At 68.6% G+C, this 16,671-nt stretch carries 16 protein-coding genes and 1 riboswitch; of the genes, 9 read left to right on the forward strand and 7 right to left on the reverse strand.

The window, feature by feature from the left end:
* Positions 1-125: 125 nt before the first annotated feature.
* Together metG and AC1DW0_RS16890 are read right to left on the reverse strand one after the other, a co-directional pair.
* A complete protein-coding gene (gene metG / locus AC1DW0_RS16885; protein WP_457354211.1) occupies positions 126-2,201 on the reverse strand; it encodes a methionine--tRNA ligase in 2,076 nt (691 codons plus the stop codon).
* Positions 2,202-2,240: 39 nt separating this feature from the next.
* Positions 2,241-2,423, reverse strand: a complete 183-nt coding sequence (locus AC1DW0_RS16890) for a hypothetical protein (RefSeq protein ID WP_056199090.1) — start codon at positions 2,421-2,423, stop codon at positions 2,241-2,243.
* Positions 2,424-3,012: 589 nt separating this feature from the next.
* Here AC1DW0_RS16890 and minC point away from each other — a divergent pair.
* The 3 genes from minC to minE are packed head-to-tail and all read left to right on the forward strand — an operon-like array spanning position 3,013 to position 4,983.
* A complete protein-coding gene (gene minC / locus AC1DW0_RS16895) occupies positions 3,013-3,846 on the forward strand; it encodes a septum site-determining protein MinC (protein ID WP_056199088.1) in 834 nt (277 codons plus the stop codon).
* Between the two features lie 44 nt (positions 3,847-3,890).
* Positions 3,891-4,706, forward strand: coding sequence for a septum site-determining protein MinD (gene minD / locus AC1DW0_RS16900; RefSeq protein WP_056199085.1), 816 nt, complete (start codon positions 3,891-3,893; stop codon positions 4,704-4,706).
* A gap of 13 nt (positions 4,707-4,719) precedes the next feature.
* Positions 4,720-4,983, forward strand: coding sequence for a cell division topological specificity factor MinE (gene minE / locus AC1DW0_RS16905; protein WP_056199081.1), 264 nt, complete (start codon positions 4,720-4,722; stop codon positions 4,981-4,983).
* Positions 4,984-4,985: 2 nt separating this feature from the next.
* Here the strand turns inward: minE and AC1DW0_RS16910 are convergent, their stop codons facing one another.
* Together AC1DW0_RS16910 and AC1DW0_RS16915 are read right to left on the reverse strand one after the other, a co-directional pair.
* A complete protein-coding gene (locus AC1DW0_RS16910) occupies positions 4,986-5,231 on the reverse strand; it encodes a VF530 family protein (RefSeq protein WP_457444698.1) in 246 nt (81 codons plus the stop codon).
* Positions 5,228-5,818, reverse strand: a complete 591-nt coding sequence (locus tag AC1DW0_RS16915) for a 1-acyl-sn-glycerol-3-phosphate acyltransferase (protein WP_477946981.1) — start codon at positions 5,816-5,818, stop codon at positions 5,228-5,230. The genes AC1DW0_RS16910 and AC1DW0_RS16915 overlap by 4 nt, the downstream gene beginning before the upstream one ends.
* Before the next feature lie 232 nt (positions 5,819-6,050).
* Between AC1DW0_RS16915 and AC1DW0_RS16920 the strand changes: the two genes are divergently transcribed.
* The gene (locus AC1DW0_RS16920; protein ID WP_477946983.1) at positions 6,051-7,718 is read left to right on the forward strand and encodes a serine hydrolase domain-containing protein; all 1,668 of its coding nucleotides are present in this window, start codon (positions 6,051-6,053) and stop codon (positions 7,716-7,718) included.
* 4 nt (positions 7,719-7,722) lie between these two features.
* Here the strand turns inward: AC1DW0_RS16920 and AC1DW0_RS16925 are convergent, their stop codons facing one another.
* Positions 7,723-8,004, reverse strand: a complete 282-nt coding sequence (locus AC1DW0_RS16925; RefSeq protein ID WP_477946985.1) for a 2Fe-2S iron-sulfur cluster-binding protein — start codon at positions 8,002-8,004, stop codon at positions 7,723-7,725.
* Between the two features lie 55 nt (positions 8,005-8,059).
* A riboswitch (FMN riboswitch) is annotated at positions 8,060-8,214 on the forward strand.
* 86 nt (positions 8,215-8,300) lie between these two features.
* On the opposite strand from AC1DW0_RS16925, the gene AC1DW0_RS16930 reads away from it, so the two are divergent.
* From AC1DW0_RS16930 to AC1DW0_RS16940, 3 genes are read left to right on the forward strand one after another with little or no spacing between them, the layout of a single operon-like run.
* A complete protein-coding gene (locus tag AC1DW0_RS16930) occupies positions 8,301-8,792 on the forward strand; it encodes a 6,7-dimethyl-8-ribityllumazine synthase (protein ID WP_056199072.1) in 492 nt (163 codons plus the stop codon).
* A gap of 52 nt (positions 8,793-8,844) precedes the next feature.
* Complete coding sequence (locus AC1DW0_RS16935; RefSeq protein ID WP_477946987.1) at positions 8,845-9,339, forward strand: YgjP-like metallopeptidase domain-containing protein; 495 nt, start codon at positions 8,845-8,847, stop codon at positions 9,337-9,339.
* Positions 9,336-10,265 carry a tRNA dihydrouridine synthase gene (locus AC1DW0_RS16940; protein ID WP_477946989.1) on the forward strand — a complete coding sequence of 310 codons (930 nt, stop codon included), beginning with the start codon at positions 9,336-9,338 and terminating at the stop codon, positions 10,263-10,265. Before AC1DW0_RS16935 ends, AC1DW0_RS16940 begins: the two co-directional genes overlap by 4 nt.
* A gap of 1 nt (position 10,266) precedes the next feature.
* On the opposite strand, the gene AC1DW0_RS16945 is transcribed toward AC1DW0_RS16940, so the two are convergent.
* Entirely contained in the window at positions 10,267-12,714 is a 2,448-nt protein-coding gene (locus AC1DW0_RS16945; RefSeq protein ID WP_477946991.1) for an ATP-binding protein, read from the reverse strand.
* A gap of 117 nt (positions 12,715-12,831) precedes the next feature.
* On the opposite strand from AC1DW0_RS16945, the gene AC1DW0_RS16950 reads away from it, so the two are divergent.
* On the forward strand, positions 12,832-13,107 hold the full coding sequence (locus AC1DW0_RS16950) for a DUF4242 domain-containing protein (protein ID WP_056199060.1): 276 nt from the start codon (positions 12,832-12,834) through the stop codon (positions 13,105-13,107).
* A gap of 3 nt (positions 13,108-13,110) precedes the next feature.
* Here the strand turns inward: AC1DW0_RS16950 and AC1DW0_RS16955 are convergent, their stop codons facing one another.
* A complete protein-coding gene (locus AC1DW0_RS16955) occupies positions 13,111-13,809 on the reverse strand; it encodes a DUF899 family protein (RefSeq protein ID WP_477946993.1) in 699 nt (232 codons plus the stop codon).
* A 243-nt stretch (positions 13,810-14,052) separates the two neighbouring features.
* On the opposite strand from AC1DW0_RS16955, the gene AC1DW0_RS16960 reads away from it, so the two are divergent.
* On the forward strand, positions 14,053-16,671 hold a 2,619-nt coding region (locus AC1DW0_RS16960), incomplete at its 3' end, for a protein kinase domain-containing protein (RefSeq protein WP_477946995.1).

The raw sequence follows: 16,671 nt of genomic DNA on the forward strand, positions 1-16,671 counted from the left end.
AACCTCCGGGGTGGCGACGACGCGAGGAGCGAGGTCGCGGCCGGAGGCCCGCAGTGGTAGTGCTCGGCGATGAAACGCCGGCGCCGCGACGGGCCAAGAGGCAGTCGCGGCGAGTTCATGGCTGCTCAGCGCACCCGCATGCCCGGCAGAGCGCCGGGGAAAGGCTCGAGCACGAAGATGCCCGGGTGGGCCTTCTCGTCGGCGTGGCTGGCGGCCAGCACCATGCCCTCGCTGATGCCGAACTTCATCTTGCGCGGTGCGAGGTTGGCGACAAGCACGGTCAGCTTGCCTTCCAGGGCCTCGGGCTTGTAGGCGCTTTTGATGCCACTGAAGACATTGCGCAGGCGGCCCTCGCCAGCGTCCAGCGTCAGGCGCAGCAGCTTGTCCGAGCCCTCGACGTGCTCGGCCTTGACGATCTTCGCGATGCGCAGGTCAACCTTGGCGAAGTCGTCGATCTTGATCTCTTCCGCGAGGTCTTCGCCACCGGGCACTACCTTCGGCGCCGGCGGGGCTTCGAACAGCTGCTCCACCTTGGCCAGGTCGACGCGCTGCATCAGGTGCTGGTAGACGCCGATCTGATGGGCGCCCAGGGCGCGGGCGCTGTCGCTCCACTGCAGCGGCGCGATCTTCAGGAAGGACTCGACCTGACCGGCCAATGCCGGCAGTACCGGCTTGAGGTAGAGGGTCAGCAGGCGGAAGGCCTCGATGCAGACGCTGCAGACGTCGTGCAGGGCGGCGTCCATGCCTTCCTGCTTGGCCAGCTCCCAGGGCTTGTGCTGGTCGACGAACTCGTTGACCTTGTCGGCCAGCAGCATGATCTCGCGGATGGCCTTGCCGAATTCGCGGTCCTCATAGAGCTGGGCGATCGAATCGCTTGGGGCGCGCAGCGCGTCCAGCAGCATGCGGCCTTCGACGCCAAGGTCGCCGCTGAGATGGCCGTCGAAACGCTTGGTCAGGAAGCCCGCGGCGCGCGACGCGATGTTGATGAACTTGCCGACCAGGTCGCTGTTGACGCGGGCCGCGAAGTCCTCGGGGTTGAAGTCGATGTCCTCGACCTTGGCATTGAGCTTGGCGGCGATGTAGTAGCGCAGCCACTCGGCGTTCAGGCCGAGAGCGAGGTACTTCAGCGGGTCCAGGCCGGTGCCGCGGCTCTTGCTCATCTTCTCGCCGCCGTTGACGGTCATGAAGCCGTGCACGAAGACGTGGTTGGGGGTCTTCCGCGGCACGTAGGTGCCGTCGGCCAGATGCTTGCCGCTGAAATGCAGCATCGCCGGCCAGAACAGCGTGTGGAAGTAGGTGATGTCCTTGCCGATGAAGTGGATCTGCTCCACCGACGGATCCGCCATGAAGGCGTCGTAGTCCCTGCCAGTCTTGCCGAAGTAGTTCTTCAGCGAGGCCAGGTAGCCGATGGGCGCGTCCAGCCAGACGTAGAAGTACTTGCCCGGCGCATCGGGGATCTCGATGCCGAAATAAGGCGCGTCGCGGCTGATGTCCCAGTCGCTGAGCTTGTTGTTGCCATCCTCGTCGGTCTCGAACCACTCGCGGATCTTGTTCAGCACCTCGGGCTGCAGCCGGCCTGCCTCCTGGGTCCATTGCGTCAGGAAGTCGACGCAGCGTGGGTCGCTCAGCTTGAAGAAGTAGTGCTCGCTGGTCTTGAGCACCGGCGTCGCGCCGGACAGCACCGAGTAAGGGTTCTTCAGCTCGGTGGGCGCATAGACGGCGCCGCAGACCTCGCAGGAGTCGCCGTACTGGTCCTTCGCGCCGCATTTGGGGCACTCGCCCTTGATGAAGCGGTCCGGCAGAAACATCGACTTGGCCGGGTCGAAGAATTGCTCGATGGTCTTGGTCGAGATCAGCTCGTTGTGGCGCAGCGCGAGATAGACGGCCTTGGACAGCTCGTGGTTCTCTGGTCCGTCGGTCGAATGCCAGTTGTCGAAGCTGATGTGAAAGCCGTCGAGGTATTGCTTGCGGCCGGCGGCAATGCCGGCGACGAAGTCCTGCGGCGTCTTTCCGGCCTTCTCGGCCGAAATCATGATCGGCGCGCCGTGGGCGTCGTCCGCACAGACGAAGTGCACTTCGTGGCCCGCCATGCGCTGGAAGCGCACCCAGGTGTCGGCCTGGGTGTACTCCATGATGTGGCCGATGTGGAAACCGGCGTTCGCATAGGGTAGGGCGGTGGTGACGAAGAGCTGGCGGGGCATGGGCGCTGGGAACGGAGCTGGCGGGCGGAACTGCGGATTCTAGGTTTGCGGGTCAACGGGGGCGGCCGGGTCGGCTGCGGCCTCGCCATCGGCCTGAGGCTCATCGGGGGCGTCGGGTTCGTCGGGCTTGCCGCTGATCTTGCGCTGGCGCTTTTCCTCGGCCTTGCGCTTCTTGGCCAGCTCGCGCTGGCGTTTTTCATAGCTGTAGTTCGGGGTAGCCAAAATGGACTCTCCTTGAGGTGGTCGGCCCAATGTAGCTTGCGATGGCGCGTTGAGCGCTTCCAAGTTGCAGCCGAAAGCTCCACAGCGCCTCAAGGACCTCGCTTAAGTCACTGATTTGTAACGCTTCTGAAAGCTATCCACCGAGTCTGTGGAAAACTTTGTGGAGAACCCGCCGCCATCGCAGCCAAGCCCTTATGGAATGCGGGTCCGCTTAGGTTGCTCAATTTCTAGGCACCCTCGGTTCGCTTATATGAATCAATAACTTAGCGGAATGGCGGGGCGAGCTCGCGGGCCAGGGGGCATGAGGGCTGGCGGGGCTTGACGCCTTCCAGATTTGGGGATAAGTCAAGGCACCAAGTGCGGATGTCACGGTTTGGAAGGACATTTCGACGCGCTTTGTCCCCGTCTGCTGTGGACAAGTCTGTGGGCCGGCTGACGACAGCGGCGCTAAGTGCTTGATCGGCCAGCCGGCCGCCCGCAATGCCCGTTTTTGAGGCGCCATCGCGAGTGCCGCCTGGGGGCAGCCCCAACAGGCAAGGCGGGGGTGGCGGCTAAACTCGCGCCCTTTTGAACGGGCGGCAGCGGCGCAATGGCGGATTTGACGAGGGAAAGTGGCGGACGCGGCAAGAGCGCAGCGCGCGCCGGCACTTTCGAATTGAAGTCGCGCCGCTTCAGCCTGCTGGGCCTGGTGCTGCACAGCGCCGACATGGCCGAGCTGGCCGCCGACTGGGCCCAGCGCGCGGGCGCCGGCGGCTTCGAGCATGAGCCCGTTGTCATCGACTTGAGCCAGCTGGCGCGTGCGCCGGCCACCGTGGCCGCGCCGGTCGAAGGCCAGGCACCGTTGGCCCTGGACGGGCCGGCACCGGTTGATTTGCGGGCGATCGTCGAGCTGCTGCGCAACAGCCAGCTGCAGCCAGTGGCCGTGGCCGGTGCGACGGCCGAGGAGCTGGCCGCGGCGCATGAGCTGGGCCTGGCCGACGCGGCCGACGAGCCGATGGGTGAACGCAGTGCCGCGCCGGCCGAGACAGTGCGTGAGGTGGTTCGTGAGATCACCGTCGAAAAGATCATCGAGAAGCCCGCCGCACCTGCGCCGACCCTGGTCATCGACAAGCCGCTGCGCTCCGGCCAGCGCATCTATGCCAAGGGCGGCGATCTCGTCGTGCTGGCGCTGGTGAACCACGGCGCCGAAGTCATCGCCGATGGCAGCGTGCATGTCTACGCCCCGCTGCGCGGCAAGGCCATCGCCGGCGCGCGCGGCGACACGTCGGCCCGCATCTATGCCCACAGCCTGGAGGCGGAGCTGCTGTCGATTGCCGGCATCTACCGCACGACCGAGAACCCGCTGCCTGCCGACGTGGCGGGCAAGCCGGCCCAGGTCCTGCTCGATGGCGAGAAGCTGCTGATGCTGCCACTCGCCCTCTGAAGTGCTCTGAACCCGATTGAACTGAACGAACAGGAAAGCTCCAGATGACCAAGATCGTCGTCGTCACCTCCGGCAAGGGCGGGGTCGGCAAGACCACCACCAGCGCGAGCTTCGCCACCGGCCTCGCGATGCGCGGCCACAAGACCTGCGTCATCGACTTCGATGTTGGCCTGCGCAACCTTGACCTCATCATGGGCGTCGAGCGCCGTGTGGTGTATGACCTCATCAACGTCGTCAACGAAGAGATCAAACTGACGCAGGCCCTCATCAAGGACAAGCAGCTTGACAAGCTCTACATCCTGGCCGCCTCGCAGACGCGCGACAAGGACGCGCTGAAGCAGGAAGGCGTCGAGCGCGTGCTCAACGAGCTCAAGGCGATGGAGTTCGACTTCATCGTCTGCGACTCGCCGGCCGGTATCGAGACTGGCGCGCTGATGGCCATGCACTACGCCGACGAGGCGCTGGTCGTGACCAACCCCGAGGTCTCCTCGGTGCGCGACAGCGACCGCATCCTGGGCATGCTGTCCAGCAAGACCAAGCGTGCCATCGAAGGCGGCGAGCCCGTGAAGGAGCACCTGCTCATCACCCGCTACAACCCGAACCGGGTCGAGGGCGGCCAGATGCTGAGCCTGGACGACATCCACGAGATCCTGCGCACGCCGCTGATCGGCGTCATCCCCGAGAGCGAGAGCGTGCTGCAGGCCTCCAACCAGGGTACGCCGGCCATCCACTTGGCCGAGACCGACGTGGCCGAGGCCTACAAGGACGTCGTTGCCCGCTTCCTCGGTGAGGACAAGCCCATGCGCTTCACCGAAGCCGTGAAACCCAGCTGGTTCAAGCGCGTCTTCGGCGCCAAGTGATGGGAGCCGCGCAATGGGATTCCTGAACTTTTTCCTCGGCGAGAAGAAGAGCTCGGCCAGCGTCGCCAAGGAGCGGCTGCAGCTCATCCTCGCGCACGAGCGCAACGGCCGCAGCTCCAGCCCCGACTATCTGCCGCAACTCCAGCGCGAGCTGGTGGCCGTCATCAGTAAATACGTGTCGATCAACCCTGAAGACATCAAGGTGCACATGGAGCGCCAGGGGGATCTGGAAGTACTCGAAGTCAAGATCGAACTCCCAGAGCCTGGCGGCCGCTAAACCTACGGTCGAGCGGCGCGCGCCTGCTCGCGCCGCATGAAAAGATAGAGGCTCTCGACCTTGGCGCGCGCCCACGGCGTCTTGCGCAGGAACTTCAGGCTCGACGCCACGCTGGGGTCGATCTGGAAGCACTTGATCGCAATGCGCTGGCCGAGTTCGGCCCAGCCGAAATGCTCCACCAATGCGGTCACGATGGCCTCAAGGGTGAGGCCATGCAGCGGGTCCTTGGACGTGGTCGTCGTATTCATTCGTGCGTGAACTGGTCTGAGTTCTTGCCCTTGTACTGGGCGTAATAGCGCTTGATCTCGGCCATGTCGGCGTCGACATCGCCGGTCGGCCGGAACAGCGGGCCGAGGCCAACGAGCTTGCGCGGGTAGTCCATGTGCGCCATGACGATGGGCAGTTTCGCCGTGACGGCGATCCAGTAGAAGCCGGTCTTCCAGTAGATGGTCTTGCTGCGCGTGCCCTCGGGCGGCACGATGAGCTGCACCGGGCCGTCGGCGGCCTGCAGAGCCTCGGCTGAGGCGGCGACGAGATTGCTGGACTTGTCGCGATCCACCGGGATGCCGCCCAGCCAGCGCATCAGCCCACCAAACGGGAAGCGGAAGATGGAAGCCTTGCCCATCCAGTAGGGCGTCAGGCGCAGCGCGAAGGACGCGAACAGCGTGTAGGGCAGGTCCCAGTTGCTGGTGTGCGGGGCGGCGATGAAGACGCTCTTGCGCGCCTCGGGCTGCAGCTCGCCCTGAACGGTCCAGCCTGCCAGCCTGAGCCAGGCCACGGACAAACCCCGCAGCAGGGTGCTCAGCCCCGGGGTTGTGAAGATGGTGCGATGCATGGCGGCGATTGTCCCGTGCGCCGGTCTGCCTCAATCTGAGGCAGCGCAAGGAAAGCGCTGTTGTGCCAAGGACTTGGGCTTGCCGCCCGCAGGCTGTGCACGCGGTTGTCCACAGGCGCTGTGGATGGCTGCTGCGGCTCATGCCTTCTTTCGTGCCGTTCATCGCACGCCGGCTTGCCGGGCCGCGCGCCAAACGCCATGCTGCGCGGCGTCTCACCACCTGCCCACCGCCATGCGACAACACGCCACGCCCGCCTTCGCTCTGTCTGTTTTGCTGGTCGGCACGGCCCATGCTGGCCAACCCGCCACGCCCGCGGCCATGACGGCCTATGCCGACCAGTTGCTCGACGCGCAAAAGCTCAACCGCGACGGCCCCGGCGTCACGGTGCTGGTCGCGCGCGGTGACCAGCTTCTCTACAAGGGCGCCCGCGGCATGGCCAGCATCGAGCTCGGCGTGCCCCTGCAGCCTGACCAGCTGATGCGCATCGGCTCCGTCACCAAGCAGTTCGCCGCCGCGACGCTGCTCAAGCAGATCGACGAAGGCAAGGCCAGGTTCGATGACCCGCTGTCCAAGTTCCTGCCCGACTATCCCAACGGCAGCAACATCACCTTGCTGCAACTGCTCAACCACACCTCTGGCGTCAAGAGCTACACCGGCATCCCTGGCTATATGGGCAACCCGGTGCGCCGCGACCTCAGCACGGCCGAGCTGATCAAGGAATTCAAGGACCTGCCGGCGGACTTCCAGCCCGGCGAGAAGTGGGCCTACAACAACTCCGGCTATGTGCTGCTCGGCGCCGTCGTCGAGGCCATCTCGGGCAAGAGCTGGCACCAGTCCATCGACGAGCTGCTGCTCAGGCCGGCGCAGATCACCAGCGTGCACTACCAGGCCGGCGACCGGCTCTTCAAGGGCATGGCCCAGGGTTACACGCTGAATGCCCAGCGCGAGGTGGCGCCGGCCGGTTTCCTCAGCATGACCCAGCCCCATGCTGCCGGCGCACTGATCGGCAATACCGAAGGCCTGTGGCGCTGGAACCAGGCGCTGCATGGCGGCAAGCTCATCAGCAAAGCCAGCTACGAGCGGATGACCACGCCGGAAGGCCCGGCCAAGGCGCATCACTATGGCTTTGGGATCGGCACTGACGTGCTGCGCGACCAGCCCGTGCTGGCCCACAACGGCGGCATCCACGGTTTTGGGTCGCTGCTGAACTACCTCCCCAAGAGCCAGACGACCGTCGTCATCTTGCGCAACAGCGACGCCCCTGGCTTCGCGACGGACCTGGTGGCGCGCAAGCTCGCGGCCTTTGCCATCGGCGAGCCCTTTGCCGAGCACAAGCCCGTGGCGGTGCCGGCCGAGCAACTTGCGAGCGCCGAGGGCGTCTATACCCGTGAGGACAAGCGGTCGCGCACGCTGCGGTTGAAGGACGGCGTTCTGCAAGGGCAGCGCACCGGTGGCGGCACCGCGGCGTTGGTCCCGCTCGGGCAGGACCGCTTCGCTTTCCCCGATTCCGTCGACGAGCTGCAGCTTGAACGCACGGCCGACGGCAAGGTCATCGGCATGCGGGTGTTCAACAATGGCGAGAAGGAAGGCGGGCGCTGGACGCGCAGTGGCGAGCTGCCGCCCGAGCCCGCCTTCATCACGCTCAACCCGGCGCAAATGCAGGCTTTGGTGGGCGACTACAGCTCGCCGCAGTTCTCCATCAAGGTCTTCATCGACGACAAGGGCCGCCTGCAGGGTCAGGCACCAGGCCAGCCGGCGTTTGAACTGATGGCCACCTCCCCTCGCCAGGTCCATGTGCCGCAGGTCGCGGCGCAACTCGACTTCAGCGCCGACGAGGGCAAGGCCGCCTCGGTAACGTTGAACCAGGGCGGCAACAAGCTCGTGATGGCGAGGAAGTGATGCGTCAGGCCCGTTGCAGCGTCACATCGCTGCGCGGGCAGGCCACGCAGGGCAGGGCCCAGCCTTCAGCCTTTTCCTCGGCCGAGAGACCTGGCCAGGGAATGCTGTGCTCGACGCGCCCCTCGATCACGCGCGCGATGCAGGTGCGGCAGGTGCCGTTGCGGCAGGACCAAGGCAGGGCAAGCCCCGCCGCCAGGCCGGCCAACAGCAGGGGCTGGTCCGCCATGGCGCTGAAGGTTTCGCCGCCGGGCAGCAGGGTCACCTTGAAAGAGGCTGTCTCGGACATGACCGCCATCATGCCGCGCACCGGCTAGCATCGCGGCGCCGGCTCGCAAGGCCGGCAGCGTTCTCAGGGCGGGGCGAAATTCCCCACCGGCGGTATCTGGGCGAAAGCCTGGGAGCCCGCGAGCGCCTTCGCCGCTTCGGCGGCAAAGGGTCAGCAGACCTGGTGCGATGCCAGGGCCGACGGTCACAGTCCGGATGAAAGAGATCGCGGAGCGTCGGCGTGCTTGCTTGAGCGGGCACGCCGCTGCTGCGTGCGCTTGCCCTGATTCTGGAAAAACCGTCTTTCAAGAGGACACCATGAATCAGACCCTCAATCCCACCTTCAACCTGACCCGCCTGCCGCGCGTGGCCATCGTGGCCGCCAGCTGGCACAAGGACATCGTCGGCGTCGCCGTGTCGGCCATTCGGCATGAATTCGACCGATGTCGAATCCCCGCGGAACAGGTCACGGTCATCGACGTGCCCGGCGCCTTCGAGATCCCGCTGCATGCCAAGCGTCTTGCGCGCAGCGGCCGCTTCGATGCCGTCATCGCCTGCGGCCTCGTCGTCGACGGCGGAATCTATCGCCACGATTTCGTCGCCCAGACCGTCATCCAGGCGCTGATGGACGTGCAACTGGACACCGACGTGCCGGTCTTCTCCGCCGTGCTGACGCCGCACCACTTTCATGAGCATGGCGAGCACAAGCGCTTCTTTGCCGAGCATTTCTCCACCAAGGGCCAGGAGGTGGCACGCGCCTGCCTCGCGACAATAGCGAGCCTGGACCAGCTGAACGCGCTGGTCGCCTGACCTCGCTACCCGCGCGGCGCACTCGATGCGCCGCACCTTGAATCCCGACTGCATGCTTGCCGCCCGCTACCTCGCTGGCTACCCGCCCGAACTCATCGCCCAGGCCGAACAGCTGCGCCTGGACGGCCGCTTGGCCGACCATCTCGCCCGCCGCCTGCCTGAGCGCCACGAGGTGCGCAGCGATGGCGCCCTGTTCGACTATGTGAAGGCGCTCAAGGCCCGCCACCTGCGCAATGCCGAGCCGCTGAATTTCGTCGGCTATGACGCCAAGCTGCGCGTGCTGCAGCAGGCGCTGGGGACGCACACCCGCCGCACCCAGGTGCAAGGCTCAAAGCTGAAGATGCGCCGCGAGATCCGCGTGGCCACGCTGTTCAAGGAGGCGCCGGCCGCGCTGCTGCGCATGATCGTCGTGCACGAGCTGGCGCATCTGCGGGAGCTGGAGCACAACAAGCCCTTCTACAAGCTCTGCCAGCACATGGAGCCGGACTACTTCCAGCTGGAGTTCGACCTGCGGCTCTATTTGATGAACCAAGAGGAGTCGAAATGATCCTCTTGGCGCCCATGGAAGGGCTGTTGGATCACATCCTGCGCGACGTGCTCACGCGCGTGGGCGGCGTGGACCGCTGCGTGTCCGAGTTCATCCGCGTGACCGACCAGCTGCTGCCCAGCCGCGTGTTCACGCGCATCGTGCCGGAGCTGAGGAACGGTGGGCGCACGGCTGCCGGCGTGCCGGTGCATCCGCAGTTGCTGGGCTCCGACGTGACCTGCCTGGCCGAGAACGCCGGGCGACTTGCCGAGCTGAAGCCCGAGGGCATCGACCTGAACTTCGGCTGCCCGGCCAAGTGCGTCAACCGCCACCGTGGCGGCGCCGTGTTGCTGGACGAACCCGAGCTGATCCACGAGATCGTCTCGGCCGTGCGCCGTGCGGTGCCGATGGACGTGATGGTGTCGGCCAAGATGCGCCTGGGCTACATGGATGACAGCCGCACGCTCGACGTGGCCCGCGCGATTCACGACGCGGGCGCCCAGGAGATCGTCGTGCATGCCCGCACCAAGGCCGATGGCTACAAGCCGCCGGCCTACTGGGAGCGCATCGCCGCCGTGCGCGAGGCGGTGCCCATCACCATCATTGCCAACGGCGAGATCTGGACGGTCGAGCATGCCGAGCTGGCCCGCGAGCGCAGCGGCTGCGAACACCTGATGCTGGGTCGCGGCATGGTGGCCGACCCGGGCCTGGCGCTGCGTGTCGCCGGCGCGCGCGCAGACCCGGTGCCCTGGCGCGAGCTGCTGCCGCTGATGCAGGTCTTCTTCGACCAGGTCCGCGCCACGGTCGCCGCCAAGCATCAGGGCGGTCGACTCAAGCAGTGGCTGCACTACCTGAAGCGCGCCTACCCCGAAGCCGATGCGGCCTATGCCGAGCTGCGCACCGTGAACTCGGCCGACGATTTGGCGACGCGCCTGTTCGCTGCCTGAGTCACAGCTCGAAGGCCGCGCGCATCGCGTCGGACAGCTTCATGCGCCGACCTTCCTGCGCGAGCCGTTCCACGTCCTCCGTGCTGAACCGCTCCGCCAGCCCTGCCGCGAGCGTCGCGCGGTCGGCGGCCTCGTTGGGCTGTCGCTGCATCTGGCCATGAGCCTCGAACTCGCGGTCCGCTGCGCCGGCCAGTTGCGCGGCCAGCGCCGTGCGGCCGGTTTGCAGATGCAGCAGCGCCAGCGCGTCCAGCGACACCCACAGTTGGTCATCCACCGCCAGGCGACCCAGGCGGCTTGGGGCTTGCCGCGCCACCTCGCGGGCGCGCTCGAAGCGCCCCTGCGCAATCAGCGCGCCGATCAGGTTGCCCATGATGGTGGCCAGGCAGGCCAGGTCGCCGGCATCGCCCGGCTCGGCCAGCAGCGCCTCGCCCAGCTGCACGGCCAGGTCCAGCTCGCCAGCAGCGCGGGCCTGGTCGGCCAGGTTCAGCCGGGCGCGCATCACGCCGGCGTCGAAGCCACCGCGCTCGCACAACGCCAGCGCCGCTTGATAGCAGCGCCGGGCTTCGTCGTGCCGGCCGGAAGTCAGGTGCAGCACGGCTTCGGTCGTCAGGCCGCGCTCCAGCACGGCGGCCGGCCAGCCCGGGCTTTCCAGCGTGCGCGCAGCGGCCAGTGCGGCGCGGGCTTCGGGGCCGTCGACGCGCCAGTTGAAGGCGTGCTCCACCAGGGCCAGGTATTCGCCACGCTCGTCGCCCAGCTCGCGGTACAGCCGGGCGGCGCGCTCGGCGGCGTCGCGCGCCAGGCCCGGGTGGATGGCGCTGTGACAGCGCGCGCAGGCCGACCAGAAACGGGCCAGCTCCGGCTTTGCAATGGTGGTGTCGTCCGCCAGCCGCGCGGCCAGCGCCAGCGCGTGCGGGCGGGCCTGCGTTGCGCGGGGCATCCACAGCGGCGCGGCGGCGCCGAACAGGGCCACGGCGCCGGTCAAGTCGTGCTCGCCGGCCCATGCCAGCGCTGCCCACAGCCCGGGCAACTCGGGTTCATAGCGCGATTTCCAGGCGGCATACGGCAGCCGCCATGACTCTTCGTAGGCGTCGTCCAGCAGCCAGCGCAGCCCCGCGCAGTGGCGGGCCTGGGCCAACGCCGTCTCGCTGGCGGCGACGAGCTTGTCCAGTGCGAACAGGCGCATGGTTTCCAGCAGGCGCAAGCGCCGCTGCGCCGTGCCGCGGTCGATGCTGACGAGGGACCGCTCGACCAGGCTGAGCACTGCGGCCACCGCGGCTGCGGCGGGCAGCTTGTCGTCGGCCAGCACCAGGGCTGCGCCTTCCAGCGAGAAGCTACCCGGGAACACGGCCAGGCGGCGCAGCACGAGGCGTTCGCGCTCGGCCAGCAATTCGTGCGACCAGCTCAGCGCCTCGGCCAGCGCGTTGCGGCGCGACGGGCTGCGCGCATCGCTGGGAGCCAGCAGCGTCAGCCGCTGGTGCAGCCGCGCGGCCAGGCCGTCCAGCCCCAGCACATCCAGGCGCGAAGCGGCCAGCTCGATGGCCAGCGGGTTGCAGTCCAGCGCCTCGCAGATCTCCTCGGCCCGGTGGCTGACGCCCGCTTCGGCCGCGCCGGTGCGCGCGGCCAGCAGGCGCACGGCGTCGGGCAGGGGCAGCGGCTCCAGGCGGTAGACGCGTTCGCCCTGGGCCTGCAGCGGCAGCTGGCTGGTGATGAGCAGGCTGACCCGCTCGGTGTCGCGCACCAGCGTCGAGACGAGCTCGGCGACATCCGCGGCGCGGTGCTCGGCGTTGTCCAGCACGATCAGCAGCGCCAGCGCCGACAGCTTGGCCGCCAGCGTCGCGAGCGGGTCCGGGCCGGGTGCCAGGCCCAGCGCGCGGGCCACGGCGGCCGCGACGGGCTCGTCCTCGCGCAGCAGCGTCAGGTCCACCCACCAGGCCCCGTCGGCGTGGTCGCCGCGCAGGCTCAGCGCGAGCTCCTGCGCAAGCCGCGTCTTGCCGACGCCAGGGCCGCCGCACAGCGTGACGGCCGGCTGGTCGCGCAGCAGGGCCTGCAGCTCGCCCAGCTCAGTCTCGCGGCCGATCAGCGGCGGCAGACGCACCGGCAGACGGCCGCGGGCACCCAGGCCAGGCTCGCCGGGCGCGGCCTCGGCCACATCCAGCACCGGCAGCGCGAAGCGGTAGCCAAAGCCGGGGATGGTCGTGATGGCCTCGGCGCCGAGCAGCTTGCGCAGCACGCCGACCTGCACGGCGAGGTTGTTCTCCTCGACGACGACACCGGCCCAGACGCGCCGCAGCAGTTCGTCCTTGGCCAGCAGTTGCCCGGCCCTCTCGACAAACGCGACCAGCAGCTCGAAGGCGCGCGCCGTCAACGCCACCTCGGCGCCGCGGCGGAACAGCAGGCGCTCGGCCGGGAGCAGCTTGTAGTCGCCGAAGCGGAATCGGTTGGTGGACATCGAGGGGTCGAATTTAGCCAGATTTCAAGCCGGTTAAAGGACGTCACCCACTCCCTGGAAAGAGGATGGCGTCAGGCCGGTCGACTTCCGGCAGGCCCGCTTCAACAGGAGTTCTCCATGCCCAAGTACGTCATCGAAAGAAACATTCCCGGCGCCGGTCAGCTCACGGCCGAGCAGTTGCAAGGCATTTCCGCCACGTCCTGCGGCGTCCTGCGCGACCTGGGCCCCAGCATCCAGTGGGTGCACAGCTACGTGACCGACGACAAGATCTACTGCGTCTACAACGCGCCTGACGAGGCCAAGGTGCGTGAGCATGCGCGGCTGGGCGGCTTCCCGGCAGACCAGGTCAGCCAGGTGCGCCGCATCATCGACCCGGTGACGGCCGAGGTCTGAGCTTCAGTATTGGAGCTTGGGGTACCAATCGGTGCCCCGCCCCTCGGGCGTGAGGTCCAGCACCGACCACAGCGAGGCGATGTCCGGCGCATCGCGCGGGTCCTGGCCGGGGTCGCCCATGGCCTTGGTCATCTCGCTGGCCCAGAACAACCTGACCTGCTCGCCGTCGCGCCTGAACACCACGAGGGCCGGGTACTCGCTGCCGTCGGGCTGCAGGATGCCAAGATCCTTGGCGTAGTCGTCGCCGACGGTCTGCACGAAGTTGAGGTCGCGCCAGCCGCGCTCTTGGGCGAAGGCGTATTGCCGCTCGACCGGCGAGCGGCCGAGGATCTTCAGCGCCACGCGCTGCTTGATGTCGGCCGCATTGCCGTTGACGGCGCCCAGCCAGTTGGTGCACATCGGGCAGGGGCGCTCGCGCTGCGGGCCGTACATCCAGAAGTAGGTCACCAGCGTGTCCTTGTCGCCGAACAGCTCGAGCAGGCTGACGTCGAAGGCCTGCTCGTCCTTGAACTTGTAGGGCTTGGCGATCACCGGGCCGGGTGGCAGCGCGCGGCGCTGCTCGGTCAGGCGCGTCATGTGGCGACGGAACTCGATCTCCTCGGCGAGCAGGGCCTTGCGGGCCTGCTCGTAATCGGCAGAGGCGCCGGGAAAGGGTGTCTTGGCCCGGGAGGCCAGTTCGGTGGCGGAGGTCAGGTCAGGCATGCGGTGTCTCCTGCAACTGTGCAACGGGCTGATGTTGTCCGGCCTGCTCCGCTGGCGACATCGGTCTCGGCCACGCGCCTGTGCAGGCCTGCACCTACAGCGGCACAGGTCCTGGTTGCGGGCGTGCGCCGCCTCATCGACCCGGCCACGACGGCGGTCTGACGCAACGGCGCAGGCCATTCCGCCCGCTGTCCACCGAGTTGGGGACGGCACGAGCGGCCTGCTGACCGCAAACTGCGGCGCATGACTGCGATGTCCTTCGACGAGCTGCGCACGCTGAGCCAACTGCTGGACGAGGGCCTGGAACTGGCGCCCGCGGCGCGCCCGGCCTGGCTGGCGGCGCTGCCCCTGGGGACGCTGCGCGAGCGTTTGGCGCAGATGTTGGATCGCCATGACGCCGGGGAGCACGAGGGCTTCCTCGCTGCGCTGCCAGGCCTGGCAGAACCGCTCGCTCTGCGGGCGGGCGAACGTGTCGGGCCCTATCGGCTGCTGCGCCCGCTGGGCCGCGGCGGCATGGGCGAGGTGTGGCTGGCCGATCGGGCTGACGGCCTGTTCGAGCGCCAGGTGGCGCTGAAATTGCCTCGCGGGCACTGGGCTGACGGCGAGGCCTTTGCCCGGGAGACCGGTCTCGTCGCCCGCCTGGAGCACCCGCGCATCGCGCGTTTGTACGACGCCGGCCTGGAGCCCGGCCCCGACGGCCAGCCGCGGCCGTATCTGGCCATCGCCTACGTCGAGGGGCGGCCGTTGGACGAGGCGGCCGCCGGACTGGCGCTGCCGGCGCGGCTGCGCCTGTTCGTGACGATCGCCCGCACGCTGGCGTATGCCCACGGCCGCCTGGTGCTGCATCGCGATCTGAAGCCGGCCAATGTGCTGGTCGACGCCGAGGGCCGGCCGCATCTGCTGGACTTCGGTATCGCCGCCGTGCTGGGCGTCGTCGGCCCGGGCGCGCCGCCGCCGGCCTGCACGCCGCGTTACGCGGCGCCCGAGTTGCTGCTGGGCGGTGAGCTGAGCGTGCAAGTCGACGTCTATGCACTGGGCGTCATGCTGGGCGAGTTGGTGGCAGAGGCGGGCGATGCCGACCTGGCCGCTGTCGTCGCCCGCGCCTGCGCGACGGAGCCGGGCCGGCGCTACGCCAGCGCCGACGCGCTTGCCGATGAGGTCGAGCGTTGGCTGCGTCAGGAGCCGGTGCAGGCGCGCCCTGCGGCGCCGCTGCGGCGGTTGGGCCTGTTGCTGCGTCGTCGCCGTCGTGCCGCGCTGCTGGCTGGCAGCGTGCTCGTTGTGGTCGGCGCCCTGGCCGTGCAATTGGCCGGCCAGCGCCAGCGCGCTGCTCAGGCCGCCGAGCGCGAGAACGTGGCCACGACGTTCGTCGCCGAGATGTTCCGCTTTGGCGCCGAGCCGCAGGCCCGTCATCCTCACGGCGACGGCGAAGTGCCGCTGCTGGAGCGCGGTGCGCAGCTGATTGAGCAACGCTTTGCCGGCGATCCCGCCCAGCGGGCCCGGCTCTACCGCGTGCTGGGCGATGCCTACGAAACCATGGGGGCCGCGCCACTGGCCGTCAACCTGCGGGAGCGTGAACTGGCCTCGCTGCGTGCCCAGGCCGCGCCGGCCGACGAGACACGTGCGGCTGCGCAGCGCCTGGGGCGTGCGCGGCTTGACGCCGGGCGGCCGGACGAGGTGCTGGCGGCCCTGCCCGACACGCCCGGCGACGTAGACACCGGCCTGTTGAAGGCGCGTGCCCTCGTCGATCTGGGTCGCATGGACGAGGCCGAGATGTTGCTGGCGCGCCTGCCCGCGCCAGCCGATGCTGCTGGGCAGGCGTGGCGCCACTTGCTGCGCGGCGAGCTGCTGAACCGCCGTGGCCATGAGCCCGAGGCCCTGGTTGAGTTCCGCGCCGCCGCTGCAGGCGAGGACGCGCTGGCTGCCGCCGAGGCCGGCCTGCGTGGCGCGCGTTGGGCCGCCCAGCAGGGTCGGCACGACGACGCCCTGGCCCTGCTAGCGCCGGCGCTGGCCACGCTGCGCGAGCGCGGCGGCCTGTACGCGGTGCGCGCGGAGGTCGGCGCGGCCAACGTCTGGTCGGCCATGTATGCGACGACGCTGTCGCTGCCTTTCGAGCGCGTGCGCGCCGAGCTGGAGGCCTGCCTGCAAAGGCTGCGCGCCCTGGGCGACGGTGTGCCGCCGCTGCTGCTCGCCCAGGTGCAGGGGCATCTGGGCAACCTGCTGTTGAGCTGGGGCGATGTGGCGCAGGGCGCGCCGCTGGTGGAGGCCGACTACACGCAGCGCCTGCGGCTGCTGCACCGCCCGGTCGAACTGACCATTGCGCACGGCCGTGCCGGCGATGCGGCCATGGAGCGCGGGCAGCACGAGTTGGCGGCCCAGCGCTTTGCGCTGCGCCGCCAGGCCCGTGTAGTGGCCGGCAAGGGCCTGCATCCGCTGCTGGCCGGAGATATCCGCAAGCAGGCGCTGAACGCCAGCATGGCGGGTGAGATGGCCGGCGCGCTGCGTTTTCTTGACGAAGCGCCGGCGCCCGAAGCGCTGCGCGGCGCCGGGCACGACCCGGCCTGGTACGAAGAGGTGCTGCGCGAGGCCCGCGCCCGCGTCCTTGTCGACAGTGGCGACGCGGCGCTGGCCCGCCAGGCGCTGGCGCTGGCGACGCGCCATGAGGCCAAGCCGCAGGACGCCATGCTGACGGCCGGCTTCGCCACCGGGCCTGAGCTGCTGCGCGCTGAAGGCCAGTGCCTGCAGCCGGACGCCCGCGCTGGCCTGGCCCGCATGCGCGCCTTCGTCGCCGCGTTGAGCCTGCCGCACCACCCGGCCGCGCCGCAGATCGCGCGCCTGCACGGCGTGGCCGCGCTGTGCGCCTGG

Source organism: Roseateles sp. P4_D2 (assembly GCF_056401875.1).

Excerpts from the sequence above, each read along its gene's own strand:
- metG (WP_457354211.1), bottom strand. The coding sequence starts at position 2,201 with ATGCCCCGCCAGCTCTTCGTCACCACCGCCCTACCCTATGCGAACGCC.
- minC (WP_056199088.1), top strand. The coding sequence starts at position 3,013 with ATGGCGGATTTGACGAGGGAAAGTGGCGGACGCGGCAAGAGCGCAGCG.
- minD (WP_056199085.1), top strand. The coding sequence starts at position 3,891 with ATGACCAAGATCGTCGTCGTCACCTCCGGCAAGGGCGGGGTCGGCAAG.
- minE (WP_056199081.1), top strand. The coding sequence starts at position 4,720 with ATGGGATTCCTGAACTTTTTCCTCGGCGAGAAGAAGAGCTCGGCCAGC.
- AC1DW0_RS16910 (WP_457444698.1), bottom strand. The coding sequence starts at position 5,231 with ATGAATACGACGACCACGTCCAAGGACCCGCTGCATGGCCTCACCCTT.
- AC1DW0_RS16915 (WP_477946981.1), bottom strand. The coding sequence starts at position 5,818 with ATGCATCGCACCATCTTCACAACCCCGGGGCTGAGCACCCTGCTGCGG.
- AC1DW0_RS16920 (WP_477946983.1), top strand. The coding sequence starts at position 6,051 with ATGCGACAACACGCCACGCCCGCCTTCGCTCTGTCTGTTTTGCTGGTC.
- AC1DW0_RS16925 (WP_477946985.1), bottom strand. The coding sequence starts at position 8,004 with ATGTCCGAGACAGCCTCTTTCAAGGTGACCCTGCTGCCCGGCGGCGAA.
- AC1DW0_RS16930 (WP_056199072.1), top strand. The coding sequence starts at position 8,301 with ATGAATCAGACCCTCAATCCCACCTTCAACCTGACCCGCCTGCCGCGC.
- AC1DW0_RS16935 (WP_477946987.1), top strand. The coding sequence starts at position 8,845 with ATGCTTGCCGCCCGCTACCTCGCTGGCTACCCGCCCGAACTCATCGCC.
- AC1DW0_RS16940 (WP_477946989.1), top strand. The coding sequence starts at position 9,336 with ATGATCCTCTTGGCGCCCATGGAAGGGCTGTTGGATCACATCCTGCGC.
- AC1DW0_RS16945 (WP_477946991.1), bottom strand. The coding sequence starts at position 12,714 with ATGTCCACCAACCGATTCCGCTTCGGCGACTACAAGCTGCTCCCGGCC.
- AC1DW0_RS16950 (WP_056199060.1), top strand. The coding sequence starts at position 12,832 with ATGCCCAAGTACGTCATCGAAAGAAACATTCCCGGCGCCGGTCAGCTC.
- AC1DW0_RS16955 (WP_477946993.1), bottom strand. The coding sequence starts at position 13,809 with ATGCCTGACCTGACCTCCGCCACCGAACTGGCCTCCCGGGCCAAGACA.